The 20,592-nt window shown below is 61.4% G+C and carries 19 protein-coding genes and 1 pseudogene; 8 read left to right on the top strand and 12 right to left on the bottom strand.

Annotated features, from left to right (window positions below):
• The 6 genes and pseudogenes from Q8L50_RS17100 to Q8L50_RS17075 form a co-directional block, all read right to left on the bottom strand.
• Nucleotides 1-627: pseudogene (locus Q8L50_RS17100) on the bottom strand (PCRF domain-containing protein); the annotation flags it as partial.
• 60 nt (nt 628-687) lie between these two features.
• Complete coding sequence (locus Q8L50_RS17095; protein ID WP_305349838.1) at nt 688-1,908, bottom strand: hybrid sensor histidine kinase/response regulator; 1,221 nt, start codon at nt 1,906-1,908, stop codon at nt 688-690.
• Nucleotides 1,909-2,124: 216 nt separating this feature from the next.
• A complete protein-coding gene (locus Q8L50_RS17090; protein WP_305349837.1) occupies nt 2,125-2,694 on the bottom strand; it encodes a chemotaxis protein CheB in 570 nt (189 codons plus the stop codon).
• Between the two features lie 26 nt (nt 2,695-2,720).
• On the bottom strand, nt 2,721-3,605 hold the full coding sequence (locus tag Q8L50_RS17085; protein ID WP_305349831.1) for a protein-glutamate O-methyltransferase CheR: 885 nt from the start codon (nt 3,603-3,605) through the stop codon (nt 2,721-2,723).
• Between the two features lie 2 nt (nt 3,606-3,607).
• A complete protein-coding gene (locus Q8L50_RS17080) occupies nt 3,608-7,078 on the bottom strand; it encodes a response regulator (protein WP_305349830.1) in 3,471 nt (1,156 codons plus the stop codon).
• Nucleotides 7,079-7,175: 97 nt separating this feature from the next.
• The gene (locus Q8L50_RS17075; protein ID WP_305349829.1) at nt 7,176-8,093 is read right to left on the bottom strand and encodes an alpha/beta fold hydrolase; all 918 of its coding nucleotides are present in this window, start codon (nt 8,091-8,093) and stop codon (nt 7,176-7,178) included.
• A gap of 50 nt (nt 8,094-8,143) precedes the next feature.
• Between Q8L50_RS17075 and Q8L50_RS17070 the strand changes: the two genes are divergently transcribed.
• Nucleotides 8,144-9,970, top strand: coding sequence for an acyl-CoA synthetase (locus Q8L50_RS17070; protein WP_305349836.1), 1,827 nt, complete (start codon nt 8,144-8,146; stop codon nt 9,968-9,970).
• A 115-nt stretch (nt 9,971-10,085) separates the two neighbouring features.
• Here the strand turns inward: Q8L50_RS17070 and Q8L50_RS17065 are convergent, their stop codons facing one another.
• Nucleotides 10,086-11,210, bottom strand: a complete 1,125-nt coding sequence (locus Q8L50_RS17065) for a sensor histidine kinase (RefSeq protein WP_305349828.1) — start codon at nt 11,208-11,210, stop codon at nt 10,086-10,088.
• A gap of 125 nt (nt 11,211-11,335) precedes the next feature.
• Nucleotides 11,336-11,995 carry an OmpA family protein gene (locus tag Q8L50_RS17060; protein ID WP_305349827.1) on the bottom strand — a complete coding sequence of 220 codons (660 nt, stop codon included), beginning with the start codon at nt 11,993-11,995 and terminating at the stop codon, nt 11,336-11,338.
• A 239-nt stretch (nt 11,996-12,234) separates the two neighbouring features.
• Between Q8L50_RS17060 and Q8L50_RS17055 the strand changes: the two genes are divergently transcribed.
• From Q8L50_RS17055 to plsY, 3 genes are read left to right on the top strand one after another with little or no spacing between them, the layout of a single operon-like run.
• Nucleotides 12,235-13,299 carry an aldo/keto reductase gene (locus Q8L50_RS17055; RefSeq protein ID WP_305349826.1) on the top strand — a complete coding sequence of 355 codons (1,065 nt, stop codon included), beginning with the start codon at nt 12,235-12,237 and terminating at the stop codon, nt 13,297-13,299.
• Nucleotides 13,300-13,335: 36 nt separating this feature from the next.
• Complete coding sequence (locus tag Q8L50_RS17050) at nt 13,336-13,827, top strand: aminoacyl-tRNA deacylase (RefSeq protein ID WP_305349825.1); 492 nt, start codon at nt 13,336-13,338, stop codon at nt 13,825-13,827.
• Nucleotides 13,828-13,869: 42 nt separating this feature from the next.
• A complete protein-coding gene (gene plsY, locus Q8L50_RS17045; protein WP_305349824.1) occupies nt 13,870-14,505 on the top strand; it encodes a glycerol-3-phosphate 1-O-acyltransferase PlsY in 636 nt (211 codons plus the stop codon).
• 58 nt (nt 14,506-14,563) lie between these two features.
• On the opposite strand, the gene Q8L50_RS17040 is transcribed toward plsY, so the two are convergent.
• Both Q8L50_RS17040 and Q8L50_RS17035 read right to left on the bottom strand, forming a co-directional pair.
• A complete protein-coding gene (locus tag Q8L50_RS17040; protein ID WP_370869827.1) occupies nt 14,564-15,241 on the bottom strand; it encodes a TIGR02281 family clan AA aspartic protease in 678 nt (225 codons plus the stop codon).
• A 4-nt stretch (nt 15,242-15,245) separates the two neighbouring features.
• Nucleotides 15,246-15,731, bottom strand: coding sequence for a YajQ family cyclic di-GMP-binding protein (locus Q8L50_RS17035; protein ID WP_296919201.1), 486 nt, complete (start codon nt 15,729-15,731; stop codon nt 15,246-15,248).
• A 55-nt stretch (nt 15,732-15,786) separates the two neighbouring features.
• Here Q8L50_RS17035 and murB point away from each other — a divergent pair, with 55 nt between their 5' ends.
• Complete coding sequence (gene murB, locus Q8L50_RS17030; protein ID WP_305349823.1) at nt 15,787-16,839, top strand: UDP-N-acetylmuramate dehydrogenase; 1,053 nt, start codon at nt 15,787-15,789, stop codon at nt 16,837-16,839.
• Between the two features lie 21 nt (nt 16,840-16,860).
• Nucleotides 16,861-17,250: a thiol-disulfide oxidoreductase DCC family protein gene (locus Q8L50_RS17025; RefSeq protein WP_305349822.1), complete on the top strand. Its 390-nt coding sequence runs from the start codon at nt 16,861-16,863 to the stop codon at nt 17,248-17,250.
• A gap of 31 nt (nt 17,251-17,281) precedes the next feature.
• Here the strand turns inward: Q8L50_RS17025 and argG are convergent, their stop codons facing one another.
• Both argG and Q8L50_RS17015 read right to left on the bottom strand, forming a co-directional pair.
• Nucleotides 17,282-18,610 (bottom strand): argininosuccinate synthase, encoded by a 1,329-nt coding sequence (gene argG, locus Q8L50_RS17020; protein ID WP_305349821.1) that lies wholly within the window; start codon nt 18,608-18,610, stop codon nt 17,282-17,284.
• Nucleotides 18,611-18,644: 34 nt separating this feature from the next.
• Nucleotides 18,645-18,962 (bottom strand): pyrimidine/purine nucleoside phosphorylase, encoded by a 318-nt coding sequence (locus Q8L50_RS17015; RefSeq protein ID WP_305349820.1) that lies wholly within the window; start codon nt 18,960-18,962, stop codon nt 18,645-18,647.
• Nucleotides 18,963-19,115: 153 nt separating this feature from the next.
• Between Q8L50_RS17015 and Q8L50_RS17010 the strand changes: the two genes are divergently transcribed.
• Nucleotides 19,116-19,691 (top strand): RNA polymerase sigma factor, encoded by a 576-nt coding sequence (locus Q8L50_RS17010; protein ID WP_305349819.1) that lies wholly within the window; start codon nt 19,116-19,118, stop codon nt 19,689-19,691.
• Nucleotides 19,692-19,758: 67 nt separating this feature from the next.
• On the top strand, nt 19,759-20,538 hold the full coding sequence (locus Q8L50_RS17005) for an anti-sigma factor domain-containing protein (RefSeq protein ID WP_305349818.1): 780 nt from the start codon (nt 19,759-19,761) through the stop codon (nt 20,536-20,538).
• Nucleotides 20,539-20,592: the final 54 nt, after the last annotated feature.

The raw sequence follows: 20,592 nt of genomic DNA, 5'->3' as shown, positions 1-20,592 counted from the left end.
AACGGCGACTTGCGCACCAGGCGGTGCACACCGGTTTCGGTGCGCAGCAGGCCGAAGGCGTATTCACCCTCGATCTTGATGGTGGCGCCCTTGATGCCAGCCGTATCGCCGGCGGTTTCGTCTTCAATCTGCGTCTTGAAGCCCTTGCGCTCGGCGTATTTGAGGTATTGGCGCAGCAGCATGCTGGCCCAGTCGCAGGCTTCGGTGCCGCCAGCACCGGCCTGTATGTCCAGAAAGGCGTTCAGCGGGTCGGCCGGGTTGTTGAACATCCGGCGGAATTCCATTTTTTCGACTTCCACCGCGACCTGGGCGGCCTCGGCTTCAATCGACTGCATGCCGGCGTCGTCGCTTTCGGCTTTTGACATCTCGAACAGCTCGACGTTGTCAGCCAGCTCGGCGCTCAGGCGGTTTATCACATGCACCACGTCTTCCAGCGACTTCTTTTCGCGGCCCAGCTCCTGGGCGCGTTTTGGGTTGTCCCAGACTTTCGGGTCTTCGAGGGCGGCGTTGACCTCGTTTAATTTACGTTCTTTGGCAGGGTAGTCAAAGATACCCCCGAAGCTCGTTGACCCTGTTGCTCAGGTCGGCGAGCTGGTTGCCAATGATGTTGATGTGTTCTGCGTCCATGGGGAAGTCCTGTCGTGATCGGGGTTCAATCCCCTATTTTCTCACGGACGGCGGGGCGGCTCAGCCCGGGTCGGTCGGGGGTGGACTCAGGGGCAAGGTGACCTGAAAGACCGAGCCCTCGCCAGGCACGCTCTGAACGCCGATCAGCCCGCCATGCGCCTCCACCAGTTGCCGGGTGATGTACAGGCCCAGCCCCAGCCCGCCGGTACCGTCATTGCCGGTCACGCGCTCAAACTGTTCAAAAATGCGCTGTTGCGCAGCCTTTGGGATCCCCATGCCCTGGTCGCGCACGTCGATGCGCACGTTGCCTGGCAGCAGGTGCACGGAGATGTCCACCGGTTTGCCCCGGCCGTAGCGCAGGGCATTTGTCAGCAGGTTGATGACCACCTGCTCAATCCGGAACTCGTCCCACAAACCGGTGACAGGCGCGTGTGCCTGCAGGGTGATGGGGGTGGCGGCGTCGTCGGCCTGGTGCGACAGATTGTCCACCACCCGCGCCAGCAGGGCTGTCAGCTCGACCTGAGTCGGCCGGATCGACAGCCGGTTGCTGCGCACCCGCGATGCATCGAGCATGTCGTCAATCAAGCGCACCATACTTTGTATCTGGCGCTGGTCCTTGACCACCATGGTCTGCAGGTAGTCGGTGTCGAAAATGTGTGCTTGGCCCTTGGCCAGCTGTATCTTGCGCAACTGCGTTTCCAGAAACAGGGTGTTGAGCGGGGTGCGCAGCTCATGCGCAGCCATGGACATGAAGTCATCACGCATGCGCAGGGCGCTGCGCAGCTCGCCTTCGGTGGACAGTAGCTGCGCCATCAGCAGTTGCTGCTCCTGGCGGCTTTTCTCCAGCGCCTGAACCTGCCTGCGGGCTTCGCGCCGCTGGCGATAAAGCTCGACAAAAATACTGACCTTGCCTCGCACCGCATCGACATCCAGCGGTTTGTACAAAAAGTCCACCGCGCCGCTTTCGTAGCCGGTGAAAGCGTAGTTCGACTCCTTGCCCGCCGCGCTGACAAAAATAATGGGGATTTGACGGGTTTTTTCGGTGCTGCGCATCAGCTTGGCCAGCTCAAACCCGTTCATGCCAGGCATCTGCACGTCCAGAATCGCCAGCGCAAACTCGTGCTCCAGCAGCAAATTCAGGGCGTCTTCGCCGCGTGAGGCCTGGAAGATGGTGCGGTCGTCCTGCCGGATCAGCGCGTTCAGCGCCAGCAGGTTCTCGGACAAGTCATCGACGATCAGGATGCGCGCGGTATCTTCATCGGCGCTGGGCTCCGTCGCCATCGGCGGGACGCGGGAGTTGGCGTCCCGCACCGCCGGGTCGGGCTGCCGGGGTTGGGCTTCGAGGTCAAAATTGGCCAGGGACATGTGTATTGCGCGGCCTATGGGGCTGAATGGGGGGTAAGACGGTCAATGGGCATTTTCACCCAAGAGTGCAAGTTGGCAGATGTGTCGTCTGTGCGGTAACACACATATAGCGGCTAAAGCACAGCTGGGGTGTCATGCATGATCAAGCTTGAGCAGCAAATCACGGATGCCTGCCAGCTTGAGAATGAAATCGGGCTTGAGCCTGCGGATCGCCGCCTGGGGCATGCTGGATGCCGCTGCCTCTGCAGGGTCCTGCACCACGGTCAGGCCGCCTTGCTGTTTGATGTATGCCAGTCCGGCGGCGCCGTCCTGATTGGCACCCGTCAACACAATGCCCGCCAGGGCTGCGCCGTAAGCATCGGCGGCAGACTCCATCAACACGTCAATCGACGGGCGCGAATAGTGCACCGCGTCCTCGTAACTGAGTGAAAAAGTGCGGTCCATTTCCACGGATAGGTGGTAACCCGGACCCGCAAAATACAGTGTGCCTGGGGCAATACTTTCCTTGTCGGCAGCCTCGCGCACCGCAATGGGCGATCGGTATTGAAAAATCTGCGCCAGCTCGCTGGTGTGATCTTCGGGCAAATGCACCACCACCATTACCGACAAGCGAAAACCGCGCGGCAGATCTGCCAGCACGGCCAACAACGCAGGTATGCCACCAGCAGACGCGCCGATGACGACCGCTTCCACGGCCTGCATTTGTTCTTCCGCAGATTTTATTTCGATCAAGTCTCCGCCTTCTGGAGCGTGCGAAAAATCCGGGCGGGTTTGTCCAACTCTTCAAAGTGCCCGGCGTAGCCTGAAAACTGGATGCTTTCCTTGCTGCCCAAACCCATGAAACCGCGGTGGCATAGCGACTCATGAAACAGCCCCAGGGCACGGTCCTGCAGGGGCTTGTTGAAGTAAATCAGCACATTGCGGCAAAGCACCAGTTGCGTTTCAGAAAATACGCTGTCGGTGGCCAGGCTGTGGTCAGAGAAAATGACATTTTCGCGGAGGGAGGGGTCAAAAATGGCGGCGTCGTATGCGGCGCTGTAGTAGTCAGAAAAAGCCTGCTTGCCACCGGCCTGCTGGTAATTGGCCGTGTGGCCCTTGACGCTTGCCAGGGTGAAAATTCCCCGCCTCGCCTTGTCCAGTGCCAGCGGGTTGATGTCGGTCGCATAGATCAGCGATTTTTCGAGCAGGCCTTCCTCACGCAGCAAAATCGCCAGCGAATACGCCTCTTCGCCGGTGCTGCAACCGGCAATCCAGATTTTCAGCGAGGGGTAGGTGTGCAGCACCGGCATGACCTGCTGGCGCAGTGCCAGAAAAAACGCGGGGTCGCGAAACATCTCGCTGACCGGGATGGTCAGGTACTGCAGCAGCTCCATGAAAAGCGTGGCATCTTTCAGCACCATGGTCTGCAAAGCACCCACTGTAGGACACTCGAAGTGGGCCAGTGCCTGCAAAATCCGGCGTTTTTGCGACGCACCTGAATAGTTTCTGAAATCGTAGCTGTACTGGCGGTAGATGGCCTCCATCAGCAGTTGCAGTTCAGACTCGCTGACGCTGGCCCGCGAATGGTGCAGCTCGCCCCGCGCCGCTCCAGTCGAGGCGCTTTTATTCGGCATGCTCAGACGCGTTCCATGTTGGGCATCCAGACGCGCAGCAATGAAAACAGGCGATCCAGATCAATCGGCTTGGCCAGGTAGTCGTTGGTGCCGGCTTTGAGGCACTGCTCCTGGTCGTCCTTCATGGCTTTGGCGGTGACGGCAATGATGGGCAGCTTCTGAAAACGCGGGTCCTGGCGGATGCGGCGCGTGGCCTCCAGGCCGTCCATGCCCGGCATCATGATGTCCATCAGCACCAGGTCAATGCTCTCGACCTCATCGAGTTTGCTGATGGCCTCAAAACCGTTGCGGCCAATCTCCACCAATATGCCTTTTTGCTCCAGCGCGCTGGTCAGTGCAAAGATGTTGCGCACGTCGTCGTCCACCAGCAAGACGCGGCGTCCTTCAAACACTTTGTCCCGACTGCGTGCGGCCTTGAGCATGATCTGACGCTCTGCCGACAGGTCGGCTTCTACCCTGTGCAAAAAGAGGGTCACCTCATCGAGAAGGCGCTCGGGCGAGCGGGCCCCCTTGATGATGATGGAGCGTGAGTACTTCAACAGGTCGGCCTCTTCCTGGCGGGTCAGGTTGCGGCCGGTGTACACAATCACCGGCGGGAAAGATGAAATATCTTCGTTGGCCATGCGCTGCAACAGCTCATAACCCTGGATGTCGGGCAGCTTCAGGTCGATGATCATGCAGTCGTAGATGGTGCTGGACAGAAGCACCAGCGCTTCCTCACCGGTCTCGACCGCGGTGATCTCCACGTCGTCGTCGCCAATCAGGCTGCTTACACTGGCGCGCTGCAGGGCATCGTCCTCTACCAGCAGCACACGTTTGACCTTCTGCGTGAGCTTGTCTTCCAGCTTCTTGAAAACCGCCTTGAGTTGCTCGCGGGTGGTGGGCTTGATGCTGTAGCCGATGGCCCCCATTTGCAGGGCGGGCTCGCGTGGCTCTTCGCCCGACACCACATGCACCGGCAAATGGCGCGTCAGCGGGTTGTGTTTGAGCTGCTCCAGCACCGACAGGCCATTGCGGTCAGGCAGACCCATGTCGAGCAGGATGGCAGCCGGTAAAAACTGCGTGGCCAGCTCAATTCCGTGCTCGGCGCCGTGCGCCACCAGGCAGTCGTAACCCAGCTCGTGGGCCAGGTCGTAGAGGATTTTCGCAAAAACAGCATCGTCTTCGATCACCAGCACCAGCCGGCTGGTCAGCGGTTTGTGCCTGTCGTCAGCGAAGACGGGTACGGGCGCTGTTGCCCCCGTTGATGCTGCTTTTGGCAGGGCTGCCCGCGTGGGCGTGGGGGCTGTCGCGCTCGCCAGCGAGGATGCTGACGGCAGCACCTGGACTGGCGCCCAGTGGGTGGGAAGCAGCAGCGTGAAGCAGCTGCCTTCGCCCTCGCGGCTTTGCAGTGTGATGGAACCGCCCAGCAAACTGCTGAGGTCGCGCGAGATCGACAGGCCCAGGCCAGTGCCGCCATAACGTCGGCTGGTCGTGCCATCGGCCTGGTGGAAGGCATCGAAAATAATGCCTTGCTGATCGGGGCGTATGCCTATACCCGAGTCCTGCACCGCAAAAGCAATCTGCCCATCACTTCGCGGCGCCACGGTCAGGCTGACCTTGCCTGTGTCGGTGAACTTGATCGCATTGGACAGCAGGTTTTTCAGGACCTGCTCCACCCGCTGGCGATCGCTGACCAGGGTGATGGGTGTGCCGGGGCTGATGGTGATCTCGAACTTCAGCCGCTTCTGGTTGGCCATGGGCTCAAAGGTGTTCTTCAGCGAGTTCACCAGGTTGCCCAGCACAATGTCTTCGGGCATCAGCTCCAGCTTGCCGGCTTCAACCTTGGAGATGTCGAGAATGTCATTGATCAGGTTCAGCAGGTCGTTGCCGGCGGAGTAGATCGACTGTGAAAACTGCACCTGTTCTTCGTTGAGGTTGCCCTTGGGGTTGTCTGCCAGCAGCTTGGCCAGAATCAGCGAGCTGTTCAGCGGCGTGCGCAGCTCATGCGACATATTGGCCAGAAACTCTGACTTGTAGCGGCTGGCGCGGCTGAGCTCTTCAGCGCGTTCTTCCAGCAGGGTCTGCGCGTGGTTGAGGGCGCCATTCTTCTGGTCCAGTGAGGTGGCCAGTTCGGACAGCTGCTCGTTGGTCTGTTCCAGCTCGGCCTGCTGGTTCTCCAGATTGACCTGGTACTCCTTGAGCACGCGCGATTTTTCTTCCAGCTCGTCGTTGACGCTGCGCAGCTCTTCCTGCTGCGACTGCAGGTCCTCATTGAGTTGCTGGCTTTCTGCCAGTACGTCCTGCAGCCGCTTGCGGTACAGCGCCGCGTGGATGGAGTTGCCGATGTTATTGGCAATCATGTTGACAAACTCGAGGTCACGCGCACCCAGGGCGCGCAGAAAACCGAGCTCGACCACGCCGTTGACCTGGCCGTCGTTGTGCACGGGTATCAAGAGCACATGGCGCGGTGAACCCTTGCCCAGGCCAGAGACGATTTTCAGGTAGTTGTCAGGCAGGTTGTCGAGCTGCATCACCCCGCTTGAGAGCGCCGCCTGGCCGACCATGCCTTCGGCGCTGTAAAAGGTGTGGCCTTTGGCTTCGTCGTCGGCGCTGAAGCCGTAACTCGCCACTCGCCGCAGGTCGCCGTTGTCTTCACGCACATACAGCGCCGCCACGGCTACATCGAGGTAGCGGGCCACAAACTCCAGCACGCTGCGGCCCAATGATTCCAGTGCCTGTTGCCCGATGGTGTGTTCGGCCAGTTGCCTTTGGCCGGTGCGCAGCCAGAGCTGCTGGTCCAGCAGCAGCGCTGTCGCCGCCTGCTTTTGCTCGGCTTCACCGTAGGAGTCTGACAAACGCTGCAGTTCGCGGTGGCCCAGCAGCGCCAGCAGCCCGCTCATGCCCAGGCTCAGGAGCAGGTAGGCCGCCATGCCCCAGGCGGTGTTGTTGCGAGCCTCTGCGTTGCGCTCTTCCAGCAGGCGCGCTTCAATGCTGATGAACTCGGCAAACTCGCGTTGTATTTCATCGTTCAGGCTTTTGCCGCCTGCGGCTCGCACGGGCGCCTGGTAGTCCAGGCCATCGCGCCGCAGCGCCACAATGTTTTGCGCAAACTCGTTCCATTGGGTTTGCAGGGCGGCAATACGGCGTAGCCGGCTGACCTGCGCCGGGTTGTTGCGCACCAGCTCAGACAGGGTGGCGGTTTCTGCAGCAATACGCGGTTTGCCGATCTCGAATGTCTGTAGCAGCGGCACTTCACCCGTGACCAGGTAGCCGTACATGCTGGCTTCCATGTCAGCGCCCAGCTTGGCAACCTGGTTGGCCTTGCTGATGGCGCGTTCTGCCAGTTCAGCGCCGCCCAGCACCGACAGCAGGTAGAAAATGAGGCTGACAAAAACGGCAGCACTGAAAGTGCCTACTGCCAGCGGCAGGCTGACGTTGCGCGTGAGGGTGCGGCGCAGGTGGTCCTGCGGAATCTGGATTGGCTCGGTCATCGTGGTTCCCCGCGCCGAGCGCTGCAAAGCCTCAAGTATGCGCTTTCTCAGGTATCCCCTGTGTGCGCTGGCACACATAAGGTCGCTTGACTGCTTCTTACTCGCCCAGGAAGTCCGTGAGCAGCCGGGCCAGCTGTTCGGGCTGGTCGTGGTGCAACATGTGGCCGGCGTCCTGAACCACGGCGGTGCTGACTTGCGGCACGGACTTCAGGCGTTCATGGTATTCGGCCAGCGTGAATTTGCCCTGCCACCATTTTCCCAGGGAGTCGTCAGAGGCTTCAATCGCCAGCGTGGGGGCGCTGATGCGCTGGTAGATTTCCAGCACTTCATCAACGCGGTAGAGCTGGGCGTTGACGATTTTGTGGGCGGCATCGCCCTGAATGTTCCACTGGCCCTGGGTATCCGGGCTGGCCCAGTGCCGTGCCAGCCAGTCGGCCTTGTCTTGCGACAGCCGGGGGTTGGTACGCATCAGGCGCCTGGCCACGCCATCCACGTCCTTGTACGGTTTGAGCGCCAGCTCGCCCTTGTGCAGGCTTTTGAGCTCGTCCATCCATTTGGCAAAACGCCCCGGTGCCTGGCTGGGCCGGGTGGCCGGCATGCCAAACCCTTCCAGGTTGACGAGTCTGCGAATGCGCTCGGGCCGGACGCCGGCATACATCATGGCCACATTGCCTCCCATGCTGTGGCCCACCAGGTCCACCGCCCGACCGGGGGCGTAGTGGTCCAGCAGAAAATCCAGGTCGGCCAGGTAGTCGGGGTACCAGAAGTTGTCGGCCCCGTTGGCACCGGTTTTTCCGTAACCACGCCAGTCCGGTGCGATGATGCTGCGACCCAGCGTAAAAGCGTCGGGCAAGGCATCCACCACAAACTGGTAAGAAGCGGCCACGTCCATCCAGCCGTGTACCAGCACCAGGGGTGGCAGGCTGCCTTGGGCCTCGCCCCAGTGAAGCACGTGGTAGTTGATGCCGCGTATAGGGACAAACTCGCTGCGGGAAGGGCGCTTTTCTTTGTACATTGAGGCCCATCATAAGGAGACTTGATTTGAAAAGCAGTCAAGACAGGGACATGACGCCGGCCCAGCCACAGGACCACTACGCCGCCCTGCACAGCGGCTTTCGCTGGCAGGTGGACGAATATTTCAACATCGCCGAGGTTTGCTGTAGCCGCTGGGCCAGGGCCGACGGCCTCAATGATGCTAAAGGTGCTATTAAAAGAGTAGCTATTCGCGCACACCAGGAAAGGGCTGGAGCCACTTTTTATACCTATGTTCAGTTGCAGCAGGCAGCCGATGCCCTGAGCCATGTGCTGGCAGGTCTGGGTGTGCAGCGCGGGGACCGTGTGGCCATCGTGATGCCGCAGCGGTTTGAAACCGCGGTGGCCTATATGGCGGTGTTCCAGATGGGGGCGGTGGCCATGCCGCTGTCCATGCTGTTTGGGCCCGAGGCGCTGGAGTACCGCCTGCAGGACAGCGACGCGGTACTGGCAATTTGTGATGAAAGCTCCATCACCAGCCTGCAGGCCATTCGCGCAAGCTGCCCTGCGCTGCGCACGGTGATCGCGGCGGGTGAGGCTGCGGGCCAGGGCGATGTCGACTACGAATCGGCGCTGGCCAGCCATCAGCGGGCATTCGCCGCGGTCAAAACAAAAGCCGATGAAGCTGCCATCCTGATTTACACCAGCGGCACCACCGGTCCGCCCAAGGGCGCCTTGCTGGCGCACCGCGCGCTGATCGGTAATTTGCCGGGTTTCATTTGCAGCCAGAACTGGTTTGGATTTGACCCCGGCGTTGGCGCGTCCACTCCCTCCCCCGCGCGGGGGAGGGCCGGGGAGGGGGCGAGCACATACAGGGCAAAGCCCAGTCTGCCGGAGCCAGAAACGCAAAGCGTCTTCTGGTCTCCGGCGGACTGGGCATGGACCGGCGGCCTGATGGACGCCTTGCTGCCCACCCTTTACTTTGGCAGACCGATCGTTGCCTTTAACGGCCGCTTCAGCCCGGAGCTGGCCTTCACACTGATGCAAGAGCAGGGCGTGACCCACACCTTTTTGTTTCCCACCGCGCTCAAGGCCATGATGAAGGCCTTTCCGCAGCCGCGCCAGCAGTTCAAGCTTGAGTTGCGGGCGATGATGAGTGCCGGGGAGGCAGTCGGTGATGCGGTGTTTGCCTGGTGCCGGGATGAACTGGGGGTCACTGTCAACGAGATGTTTGGCCAGACCGAGATCAATTACGTCGTGGGCAATTGTGCTGCACTGTGGCCGGCCAAGCCGGGCAGCATGGGCAAGGGCTACCCCGGCCATCGCGTGGCGGTGATTGACGACGAGGGGCTTGAATGCGCGGTGGGCGTGCCGGGCGATGTAGCGGTGAACCGGTATGACATCCATGGCGACCCGGACCCGATCTTTTTTCTGGGCTACTGGAAAAAGGAAGCCGCTACCCAGGCCAAGTTCACCGGGGACTGGTGCCGCACAGGCGACCTGGCCACGCGCGATGCCGAGGGCTACCTCTGGTACGAAGGCCGGGCCGACGACGTCTTCAAGGCGGCCGGTTACCGCATTGGTCCTGGGGAAATCGAGAACTGCCTGGTCAAACACCCGGCGGTTGCGAATGCCGCCGTGGTGCCCAAACCGCACAGCGAGCGTGGTGCGGTGGTCAAGGCCTATGTCGTACTTGCTCCTGATTTTGTAGCTGCTCGTGCAATGTTGGCGGGGGCTACAGGACCATTTGACATAAAGCTGGTGGGGGAACTGCAAGCCCACGTCAGGGCGCTGCTGGCGCCTTACGAATACCCCAAGGAAATTGAATTCATAGCTGCCCTGCCCATGACCACCACCGGCAAGGTACAGCGCCGTGTGCTCAGGCTGCAGGAAGAAGAACGTTTCCGCAAGGCAGGCTGAGCGGCCCCTTTTCTTAGACCAGCGGGGGCCGCAGATCTGGCTTTGCCAGTCTGCAGGCGCCGTCCCCTGGAAGGGGAAAAGGAGCTACACGCAGTGAGCGCCGATAGGGGTGAGCTTAATGACGCGGAAGGTGGACCGTGAAGCAGGTGCCTGCAGCTGCGCTGGACGTGACGTCCAGGCTTCCGCCGTGCGCGCGGACGATCTCGCGGCAGATGAACAGGCCCAGGCCCAGCCCGGCTGTTTCGCGGTGCTCTCCCTTGCCGGAGACCATGCCGCGGACCAGCGGCTTGAAGATCAGTTGCTGTTCCTTCGGCGGAATGGGTGGGCCGAGGTTGTGGACTGAAAAAGCCACGCCGTCTGCACTTTCCCACAGGCGAACCGTCACCGGCTGGTCTGGGGCGCCATGGGTCAGGGCATTGGCCAGCAGGTTGGACAGCAACTGCCCCATGCGGCCTTCGTCCCATGAGCCGGTGAAGTCGCCAACACTGTCCAGACTGAGCAGGCTGCGCGGATAACGCACGCGCGTCTCCGCCAGTATCTTGACGAACTGGCTGGCGAGGTCACCGGGCGCCAGCCTGATCGGCATCATGCCCTGGGACTGCACCCGCGTGAAATCAACCACGTGTTCAATCACGCTGTTGATGCGGACCACGCTGTTGATGATGGTTTCCGCAGCGCTGGCCGGCAGTTTGCCGGAGCGCACCAGGTATTGCGCCGACATGGAGATGGTGCCCAGCGGGTTACGGATGTCATGACCGAGGATGCCGATAAACAGGTCGGTTGATTTTTTGGTCTGGTCTGTGTAGCGAGCCACGGATTCGGCAATCGCCTGGTCCATCGCTTCATTGAATCGGATGAGGTCCCGCATGTCGTTGTGGTGATCCTGTCCGCCGCCTGCGCCGGTCCAGAGCCGCACGACGCTGGCCCGCAGGGCGCGGTACTCGGTGATCATGGCGTCGATGGCAAAGCCAGAGACCATGCGTGTGTCGGCGTGGGTCTCGGCCGCTGTCTCCAGCTCTCCCTGGGGCTTGGTGCTTTCTCCCCGGGATTTTTCTTCCTGTGCGGCAGCGGTCTGAGGTTGCTCCAGATCGTTGGCAATGGCCGAGAGGATTTCTCCCGCGTGGTCGCGCAGGGCTTTCTGGTCCAGCACGCTGCCTTCGTGCACCACCGTGGCGGCGAATTCGTCCCATGCGGTGAGGATTTCTTCCGCGTTCGATCGGAGAAATTTGGAAAGTCGCATGGTTCAACCTCTGTGTTGCAGGAACGCTTTTCAGGCGTCGGCAGGTGTTGGGGTGTTCTCACGCACCCAGAAATAAAAAAACCCTCCAGTGGCCCGGAGGGTTTTCTTGCGGCCTGGGGATGGGTTCAGCGTGCTGAGGCCTGCACGGGCTCGGCCACATAAATCTCGACCCGGCGGTTTTTGGCCCGGCCTTCGTTGGTGTTGTTGTCGGCAATCGGCTCGCGCTCACCGCGACCATCGGTGCCGATGCGGTTGGCGGCCACGCCGCGGGACACCAGGTAGTTGCGGGTGCTGTTGGCACGGTCCATGGACAGCGGGTTGTTGATGGCATCGCTTCCGGTGTAGTCGGTATGGCCCACAATGGTCACGGTCGTCACGGGGTTCTGATTCAGGCTGCTGGCAAACTGGTTCAGGATAGGTCCGAAGCTGCTGTTGATCTCCGAACGGCCCGTGGCAAACGAGATGTCCGAAGGAATGTCGAGCTTGAGGCGGTTGTCGGAAGTCTGGGTCACGGCCACACCGGTACCGACGGTGGCTTGTTCCATGGCAGCCTTTTGTTGCTGCATGCGCTGCGACCACAGATAACCGCCACCAGCACCCACAGCGCCGCCCAGCACAGCGCCAGTAGCAGCACCTTTGGAGCCGCCGGTGGCAGCACCCAGAACAGCGCCGGCAACAGCACCTATGCCGGCACCTTTGGCCGTGCCTTGCTGGGTTTCGCTCATGTTGGCGCAGCCAGTCAAAACGAAGGCGGCGAGGGCGAGGGATGTGAGGGCTAGTTTCATATGGATTCTCCTGAAAGGTTGTTGGTGAGGGCCTGTGCTTGCAAGGCTTGCAAGCCCTTGTGTATGGATGTTAGTGGCGTGTCCGCGTGGAACTTGTAAGCCAAGTGCCCGAGTCCTTGCCCGCCAGCAGGCTCAGCTTGAAGCCCGTAAACTAGCCGCTGCCCCGGTCCGTGGGTCCCGCAGCCGGGACGTCAGTCGTCTGACCCCGCTGATCATCCTTAGCATCTTTCCTGAAATCCATGAACACAGTACAACTCGGCAGCAGCGACCTGCAGGTCACCCCCATTTGCCTGGGCACCATGACTTTTGGTGAGCAGGTGGACGAAGCCGGCGCACATGCCATTCTTGACCGCTCACTCGAACGCGGCGTCAATTTTCTCGATGCGGCAGAAATGTACTCGGTGCCTGCGCGGGCCGAAACCTTTGGCGCGACCGAAACCATCATCGGCAACTGGTTTGCCAAACGCCCCGGCGCGCGCAGCAAACTGGTGGTGGCCACCAAGGTGGCCGGCCCGGCGCGCGGCATGCCCTGGATACGCCAGGGCAGTGCCGACCTGACCGCCGCCGATATTGAAGGCGCCTGCAACGACAGCCTGAAGCGCCTGCAGACCGATGTGATTGATCTGTACCAGATTCACTGGCCGGCGCGCAACGTGCCGGTGTTTGGCATGGCGTATTTCGACCCCAGCAAAGACCGGACGGTTTCTTCCATTCATCAGCAACTCGACGCGCTGGCTGGCCTGGTCAAGGCCGGCAAGATCAGGGCCATAGGCCTGTCCAACGAGACGCCTTACGGCGTGCATGAATTTGTGCGTCTGGCCGAACAACACGGCCTGCCGAAAGTGGCGACGGTGCAAAACCCGTTTTGCCTGGTGAATCGCACGGTGGAAAACGGTCTGGACGAAACCATGCACCGGCTGGGCGTGTCGCTGCTGGCGTATTCGCCACTGGGTTTCGGTTTGTTGACCGGCAAATACGACAGCAGCGGCACCAGCGGCGCGGGCGCGCCCGAGGCGGCGCGTATCGCCAGATACGAATCGGTGCGCAAGCAGCGCTGGGGACGGCCGGAAGCCCTGGCCGCCGCCCGCCGCTACAACGCCCTGGCGCGTGAACACGGCTTGAGCCCCACGCAACTGGCGCTGGCGTTTTGTTACACCAGGTGGCAGGTGGCCAGCACCATCATTGGTGTCACGTCGGTGGCGCAGCTTGAGGAAAATATAGCCGCCTGGGGCACGCAGCTTTCGCCCGAATTGCTGGCGGCGATTGATGCGATTCGCTGGGACGCGCGGGACCCGGCGCTTTAAGAGGAGTCTGTTCACATCCCGTTCGAACGGTGAATCATGGGCAAAAAAGACCACGTGAGCGAAACCCCCGCCACACAACTGCTCAAGGCAAATAGAGTGGTGTTTACGGAACACCCCTACGAGTACCTTGAGCACGGCGGCGCACAACACAGCGCCGAGGTGTTGGGGTTTGATCCCTCCACCGTCGTCAAGACCCTGGTCATGCAGGACCAGGATGCCAAACCGCTGCTGGTGTTGATGCACGGCAACCGCAAGGTGTCCACCAAAAATCTGGCGCGGCAGATTGGCGCCAAGTCGGTCGAACCCTGCGCGCCCGAAGTGGCGCAGCGGCACAGCGGCTACCTGGTCGGCGGCACCTCGCCTTTTGGCACGCGCCGGGACATGCCGGTGTACATCGAGGAGAGCATTCTGGCCTTGCCTAAAATCGCCATCAATGGTGGCCGACGCGGATACCTGGTCGGCATCGCGCCGCAGGTCTGCGTGGACCTGCTGGGTGCAAAATCAGTGCACTGCGCGCTGGACGATTGACGCCGACGAAACTGCAACACCGACCCCCACACCGGAGACCCCATGGAATACGCCTATTTCGCCATTGCCGTGCTGGCTGCTTACCTGATCGGCTCGCTGTCGTTTGCGGTCATCATCAGCCGCCTGATGGGGCTGAACGATCCGCGCAGTTACGGCAGCAAAAACCCGGGTGCCACCAACGTGCTGCGCTCAGGCAACAAGGCTGCGGCTGTGCTGACGCTGCTGCTCGATGGTGTGAAGGGCTGGCTGCCGATGGCGCTGGTGATGTGGTTTGGCAAGGACTACGGACTGCGTGAGGGCACGCTGGCTGCCGTTGGCCTCGCGGCTTTCATCGGCCATCTGTACCCGGTGTTTTTTGGTTTTCAGGGCGGCAAGGGCGTGGCGACTGCCGCTGGCGTGTTGTTTGGCGTGCACTGGGTGCTGGGGCTTGCGACGCTGGCCACCTGGGTCATCGTGGCGTTTTTCTCGCGTTACTCGTCGCTGGCCGCACTGGCCTGCGCGTTATTTGCGCCCTGGTACTACCTGCTCGGCGACCGCTCGTTCTGGTACGTAGACAAGATGATGGCGCTGGCGGTTGTGACCATGAGCGCTTTTCTGGTTTACCGCCACCGCGACAACATCAACAAGCTGTTCAAGGGGACCGAGTCGAAACTCGGGGCCAAAAAGAAAGGGCACTAGTGCTATTGATTTAATAGCTGTCTGCGCTTTACTGGAATGGGCTGCAGCCCTTTTTTTCTTAAAAGCGTTTGATCAGCGTCATCTGGTCGTTTTCGCGGATCATCTGGAAGCGGGTCAGAAAGCTGTTGCCCAGCAGCAGGAAGGGCATGTCGCGCGCGGCCACCACGGCAGCCACGTTGAATACCTCCACATCTCCCACACGCACCGAGCTGAGTGTGGTGCGCCAGCCGGGAATCACCCCGTTGGCGGTGCCCAGTTGAATGCGTTGCCCGGATTTGTAGTCCACGCCAAGCCGTTCGGCCTCGTCTGCCGTCATGGAGACAGCGGTGGCGCCGGTATCCACCAGGAATTGCACGGTTTTTCCGTTGATCTGGCCCTGTGTCATGAAGTGACCGCCGGTGCCGGCCGTCAGGACAATCTTGTTGCTTTGACCGGCACCGCGCCCACTTGCCCCGCCCGCCCCCACACTGACGGGCGCGTCACCTACCCGCAGGGTGTGGCGTTTGCCATTGATCTCCAGCACCGCCTGGTCTCCCGCAGTGGAAACCACCTTGACGTCAAGATGGGACTCACCGGCGGCCACCGATTTGGGCGCCGCGCCGTTGACCACCAACAGCGCCTTGTTGCCCAACATGCCGGCCAGGGCCACGCTCTGTGCCATGGCCGCCGGAGTGAGCAGCAGGCCCGCGATGCCACAGAACCCTGCCAACAGGAGTCGGGCACGGCGGGATGTCATATGCCTAGTCTCGAAAGTTGTTGAAGCTCAGCGGCATGTCCGGCAGCTCGGCCTTGATCATGGCCATGGCTTCCTGCAGGTCGTCGCGGTTTTTGCCGGTGACCCGCACCGCGTCGCCCTGGATCGAGGCCTGCACCTTGACCTTGCTGCCCTTGATCAGTTGCGAGATTTTTTTGGCCTGCTCGGTTTCTATGCCGTTGCGCACCTTGGTCACCTGCTTGACCTTGTCACCGCCGATTTTTTCGACCTTGCCAGCGTCGAAAAAGCGCACATCGACGCCGCTTTTGGTGGCCTTGTTGCGCAGGATGTCGGTGATCTGGTCGATCTGGAAATCACTGTCGCCGATCAGCGTGATTTCCTTGTCCTTGAGCTCGATCGCAGCCGCCGTGCCCTTGAAGTCAAAACGTGTGCCGATTTCCTTGGCGGTGTTTTCGACCGAGTTTTTGACCTTCACGAGGTCGGCTTCCAGGACAGTGTCAAAAGAGGGCATGGTTTCTGGCTTCCGGGCTTGTATTGCTGGGGTGTCGGGGTGCGACAATCCTGCGATGTTAGTCGAGAAAAACGTTCCCCTGCAGTTTTCCAACAGCTTTGGCATCATGGCCAAGGCCCTCACGCTGGTGCGTATCACCAGCGAGGCGGATGTGGCCGCGGTGCTGGCCGATCCGGCGTTGCAAGCCGCCCCCAAATTTGTGCTCGGAGGAGGCAGCAACATCGTGATCACCGGCGATGTCAAGCCGCTGGTGCTCAAGGTCGAGATCATGGGCAAACGGCTGGCCGGCGAGACCGCCAAAGCCTGGATTGTGGAGGCCGGCGCGGGCGAAAACTGGCACGACATCGTCAGCTGGACGGTGCAGAACGGCTACCCGGGTCTGGAAAATCTGGCGCTGATTCCGGGCACGGTGGGCGGCTCGCCCGTGCAGAACATAGGTGCCTACGGCGTGGAGTTGCAGGACCGTTTTGATTCACTCGATGCGATTGACCTGAGCACTGGCAAAAGCTTCACGCTGGACGCCGCGCAGTGCGCGTTTGGCTACCGCGACTCGGTTTTCAAACACTCAAGCACCGGCCCGAACGGACTGGGTCTGGCAGGCAAGGCCTTGATCACGCGGGTACGGTTTGCGCTGCCCAAGGCCTGGAAAGCCGTTCTGGGGTATGCCGATCTGGATAAAAAGATGGCCCAGCCCACGTCCGCTGTGCCTGATGCGCTACAAATTTATGAGTGGATCTGCGAGATCCGAAAAGCCAAGCTGCCCGACCCTGCGGTCATCGGCAACGCCGGCAGCTTCTTCAAAAACCCCACCGTCTCCCCCGAGCAGTGCGCCGACATCATCCAGCGCGAGCCAAAGATTGTTCACTACCACCTGGATGACGGTACGGTCAAACTCGCTGCCGGCTGGCTGATTGACGCTTGCGGCTGGAAAGGCAAAAGCATAGGCAACGCCGGGGTGTACGAGCGCCAGGCGCTGGTGCTGGTCAACCGGGGCGGCAGAGCCAACCCGGTGACCGGCGGCGAGGTGATGACCCTGGCCAAAGCCATCCAGACCAGTGTGTATGAACGCTTTGGCATTCTGCTGGAGCCGGAGCCGGTTGTCGTTTAGCGCCGGTTCGGTCGCTGCCCCATGGTCCTCGTATTCGACGCGCAATGCCTGGCCTGCGACGGGTGGGTGAAGTTCTTGCTGCGCCATGACAAAAAACAGGCATTGCGTTTTGCCTCCATCCAGGGCGTCCAGGGGCTGGCGTTGTTGCGGCGCGCGGGCCTGCAGGTTGATGGCCTGCAGACCTTGCTGCTGGTGGACGGAGACCGAAGCTGGCAGCACACGGCCGCGATCCTGCGCATCCTGCATGCGCTGGGCGGTGTCTGGCGCCTGGCCTGGCTCGCCTGGCTGGTGCCTGCACCGCTGCGTGATGCGCTGTACCGCTGGCTGGCGCGCAATCGCTACCGCTGGTTTGGCCGCAGTGAGACCTGTTTGCTGCCGCCGGCCGATGCGGCCTGGCGTTTTCTGGACTAGGCCCGTGCCTGCTTTTGCGGCTTGAACTGGCCTACTTGCCCAGCTTCAAGAAATCATCTCCTTTGCCCAACTCCAGCAGCCCGGCGTTGGAATAGACCTGCAGCTTTGCGCGCGTATCGGTGATGTCCAGATTACGCATGGTCAACTGCCCAATCCGGTCCAACGGGCTGAATGGCGCGTCTTCCACCTTTTCCATGCTCAGGCGCTCTGGTGCATAGGTCAGGTTGGGTGATTCGGTGTTCAACAGCGAGTAGTCGTTGCCGCGGCGCAGTTCCAGCGTGACGGTGCCGGTGATCGCGCTGGCGATCCAGCGCTGGGCGGTTTCGCGCAGCATGATGGCCTGGCTGTCGAACCAGCGGCCCTGGTACAGCAGGCGGCCCAGCTTGCGGCCGTTGTCGCGGTATTGTTCGATGGTGTCTTCGTTGTGGATGCCAGTGACCAGGCGCTCATAGGCGATAAACAGCAGCGCCAGGCCGGGGGCTTCGTAGATGCCGCGGCTCTTGGCTTCGATGATGCGGTTTTCGATCTGGTCGCTCATGCCCAAACCGTGGCGGCCGCCGATTTTGTTGGCTTCCAGAATCAGCGTGACCAGGTCGGGGTATTGCACGCCGTTCAGGGCCACCGGGCGGCCTTCTTCAAAAGTGATGCTCACCTCTTCGGCCTTGACGACGCAGTCGTCTTTCCAGAAGGGCACGCCCATGATGGGGTTGACGATCTTCATGCCGGTGGCCAGGCTTTCGAGGTCTTTGGCCTCGTGCGTGGCGCCCAGCATGTTGCTGTCGGTGCTGTAGGCTTTTTCGGCGCTCATCTTGTAGCCAAAGCCGTTGGCGGTCATGAAGGCGCTCATTTCAGAACGGCCACCCAGTTCGTCGATGAACTGCTGGTCCAGCCAGGGCTTGTAGATTTTCAGCGCGGGGTTGGTCAGCAGGCCGTAGCGGTAGAAGCGCTCGATGTCGTTGCCCTTGAAGGTGCTGCCGTCGCCCCAGATGTTGACGTCGTCTTCCTTCATGGCGCTGACCAGCATGGTGCCGGTCACGGCGCGGCCCAGCGGCGTCGTGTTGAAGTAGGTGGAGCCGGCGGTGGTGATGTGGAAGGCGCCGGCCTGCAGCGCGGCCAGGCCTTCTGCAGCCAGTTGCGGGCGGCAATCAATCAGGCGCGCCTTGATGGCGCCGTATTCCATGGCCTTGCGCGGGATCTCGTCGTAATCGGCCTCGTCGGGCTGACCCAGGTTGGCGGTGTAGGCGTAGGGCAGGGCGCCCTTCTGTTTCATCCACAAGAGCGCGGCGCTGGTGTCGAGGCCGCCAGAGAAGGCGATGCCGACCTTTTGGCCGGCGGGGATGGTTTGGAGGATGGTGGCCATGTTTTTCTCAGTGCTGAAATAGATCTTGAGCTTCTCAGCCGAAATGGCAGATGTAGTGGTAGGCCTCGGTAACGCGGATGTCGAACTTCGAGTTGCCCGGCACGCTGAACTTTTCGCCAGGCGAGGACTTGACCCAGCTGTCGCTACCGGCGAGCTTGTATTCGCACGAGCCTGCGACACATTCCATGATCTCGGGGGCGCCCGTGTTGAAGGTGAGCGTCGAGGGAAGCACCACACCGACAGATTTTTTCGTGCCATCGGCGAAGGTGATGCCATGGCTCACACATTTGCCGTCGAAATACACGTTGGCCTGGGCGGTGACGCTGATGTTGTCTATTTTTTCGGTAATCATGGTGTGCTGGAAGGGAAAAACAGGAGGTACAGCCAGAAGAACGCCCGGCGTGCAAAACCATCGATTTTAGGGCACCCGGGAAGGGCGCGACGCTAACGCCCTGAATCCATAGCCCTGTTTCCGGCGTATAGGGAATGCAGGACAATGGCGTCCATGAATGCAGAAAGTCCGGATACCCAATTGATCGCGCTCATTGACCGCGTTGCACAGGCTGACGAATCGGCGCTCAGGGAGCTGTACGAGCTGACCTCGTCCAAGCTTTACGGTGTGGCGGTGCGGGTGGTCAGCAACCGCAACTGGGCCGAGGACGTGTTGCAGGAAGCTTTCCTCAATATCTGGCGCATCGCAGGGGATTACAAAGCCACCTTGTCGCCGCCCATGGCCTGGATGTGCCTGATCGTGCGCAGCCGGGGGCTGGACTTTCTGCGCCGCCGCACGTCCGAGCGGGCGGACGCGGCGCTGGAGCTTGACGACGTGTTGTCCGACACCCTGGAAGGTGATTCGGCCAATCCCATGGACACGGCGCTGGCCGGTGAGCAGGCCTGGGCCCTGCACCAGTGCCTGAGCCAGTTGGACAACAAACAGCGCGAGGTGGTAAGCCTGGCCTATATGCGGGACCTGAGCCACAACGAGCTGGCCGAGCAGCTCAAGCTGCCGCTGGGAACCGTGAAGACCTGGATACGCCGTGGGCTGGAGCAATTGCGCGGCTGTATGGCGCGGTTTGCATGAGCCGCATGTATTGGATTTTGTTTGTTCCCGTCCATGGTGACGGGAAACTTCTGGAAGAAGGTAAGGTATGAATATCACGCGCAACCCCTCGCTGGTCGAGCAGTTGGCGGCCAGCTATGCGCTGGGTACGCTGCGCGGCGGTGCCCGTCGCCGCTTTGAGGCACTGGCGCGCACCCATGCGACTGTGCGTGCGGCCGCGCTGATCTGGCAGGGCCGCATGGTTTCGGTGGCCGAGCTGCAGCCGCAGGCCGCACCCAGCCCGGCGGTCTGGAAACGCATCGAAAATCTGGTCAACGCTGAAAAAGAGTCCAAAGCCATGCTGGCCGCCCGGCGGGCGCCTGCCGCGGTATCAGGTGGCGGCTGGTGGGCCAGCCTCGGCTTGTGGCGCGGCGCCACGGCTGCGGGCGCGATGGCTGCCGTGGTGGCGGTGGTGACCGGGCTGAACCTGAACACGGCCTTGAACGGCCAGGTCAGCGAACTGACCGCCAAGCTGGCCGCCACGCCCGAGATCCAGTACGTGGCTGTGCTGGCCGACGACAAGTCCGCGCCTTCTGTGCTGGTGACCTACGACCCCAAGCACAACCAGTTGCAGCTTAAACATGTGGGCCAGTTCCACCCCGCGCCTGATAAATCGCTGCAGTTGTGGGCCTTGCCGCAGGCGGGCGGGCCCAAATCGCTGGGTGTGCTGGGGGATGGCGCCGTGGTGCGTTTGCCCGCCGGGGCGGGGGATGTGAACCAGGTGCCGACACTGGCCATCAGCCTGGAGCCCAAGGGCGGCGTGCCGCTGGGCAGCGGGCCGAGCGGTCCGGTGCTTTTCAAGGGCGCGCTGCTGCAAACCGCGCTGTAAGAACTGCAAAAAAACGGGAATCAAAAAAAAGGGGCTCAAGAGCCCCTTTTTTTG

Source organism: Polaromonas sp. (genome assembly GCF_030680935.1).
GTDB lineage: Bacteria > Pseudomonadota > Gammaproteobacteria > Burkholderiales > Burkholderiaceae_C > Polaromonas.
This window is presented reverse-complemented; position numbering and strand designations above follow the sequence as displayed.

Excerpts from the sequence above, each read along its gene's own strand:
- Q8L50_RS17095 (WP_305349838.1), bottom strand. The coding sequence starts at position 1,908 with ATGGCGACGGAGCCCAGCGCCGATGAAGATACCGCGCGCATCCTGATC.
- Q8L50_RS17090 (WP_305349837.1), bottom strand. The coding sequence starts at position 2,694 with ATGCAGGCCGTGGAAGCGGTCGTCATCGGCGCGTCTGCTGGTGGCATA.
- Q8L50_RS17085 (WP_305349831.1), bottom strand. The coding sequence starts at position 3,605 with ATGCCGAATAAAAGCGCCTCGACTGGAGCGGCGCGGGGCGAGCTGCAC.
- Q8L50_RS17080 (WP_305349830.1), bottom strand. The coding sequence starts at position 7,078 with ATGACCGAGCCAATCCAGATTCCGCAGGACCACCTGCGCCGCACCCTC.
- Q8L50_RS17075 (WP_305349829.1), bottom strand. The coding sequence starts at position 8,093 with ATGTACAAAGAAAAGCGCCCTTCCCGCAGCGAGTTTGTCCCTATACGC.
- Q8L50_RS17070 (WP_305349836.1), top strand. The coding sequence starts at position 8,144 with ATGACGCCGGCCCAGCCACAGGACCACTACGCCGCCCTGCACAGCGGC.
- Q8L50_RS17065 (WP_305349828.1), bottom strand. The coding sequence starts at position 11,210 with ATGCGACTTTCCAAATTTCTCCGATCGAACGCGGAAGAAATCCTCACC.
- Q8L50_RS17060 (WP_305349827.1), bottom strand. The coding sequence starts at position 11,995 with ATGAAACTAGCCCTCACATCCCTCGCCCTCGCCGCCTTCGTTTTGACT.
- Q8L50_RS17055 (WP_305349826.1), top strand. The coding sequence starts at position 12,235 with ATGAACACAGTACAACTCGGCAGCAGCGACCTGCAGGTCACCCCCATT.
- Q8L50_RS17050 (WP_305349825.1), top strand. The coding sequence starts at position 13,336 with ATGGGCAAAAAAGACCACGTGAGCGAAACCCCCGCCACACAACTGCTC.
- plsY (WP_305349824.1), top strand. The coding sequence starts at position 13,870 with ATGGAATACGCCTATTTCGCCATTGCCGTGCTGGCTGCTTACCTGATC.
- Q8L50_RS17040 (WP_370869827.1), bottom strand. The coding sequence starts at position 15,241 with ATGACATCCCGCCGTGCCCGACTCCTGTTGGCAGGGTTCTGTGGCATC.
- Q8L50_RS17035 (WP_296919201.1), bottom strand. The coding sequence starts at position 15,731 with ATGCCCTCTTTTGACACTGTCCTGGAAGCCGACCTCGTGAAGGTCAAA.
- murB (WP_305349823.1), top strand. The coding sequence starts at position 15,787 with ATGTTAGTCGAGAAAAACGTTCCCCTGCAGTTTTCCAACAGCTTTGGC.
- Q8L50_RS17025 (WP_305349822.1), top strand. The coding sequence starts at position 16,861 with ATGGTCCTCGTATTCGACGCGCAATGCCTGGCCTGCGACGGGTGGGTG.
- argG (WP_305349821.1), bottom strand. The coding sequence starts at position 18,610 with ATGGCCACCATCCTCCAAACCATCCCCGCCGGCCAAAAGGTCGGCATC.
- Q8L50_RS17015 (WP_305349820.1), bottom strand. The coding sequence starts at position 18,962 with ATGATTACCGAAAAAATAGACAACATCAGCGTCACCGCCCAGGCCAAC.
- Q8L50_RS17010 (WP_305349819.1), top strand. The coding sequence starts at position 19,116 with ATGAATGCAGAAAGTCCGGATACCCAATTGATCGCGCTCATTGACCGC.
- Q8L50_RS17005 (WP_305349818.1), top strand. The coding sequence starts at position 19,759 with ATGAATATCACGCGCAACCCCTCGCTGGTCGAGCAGTTGGCGGCCAGC.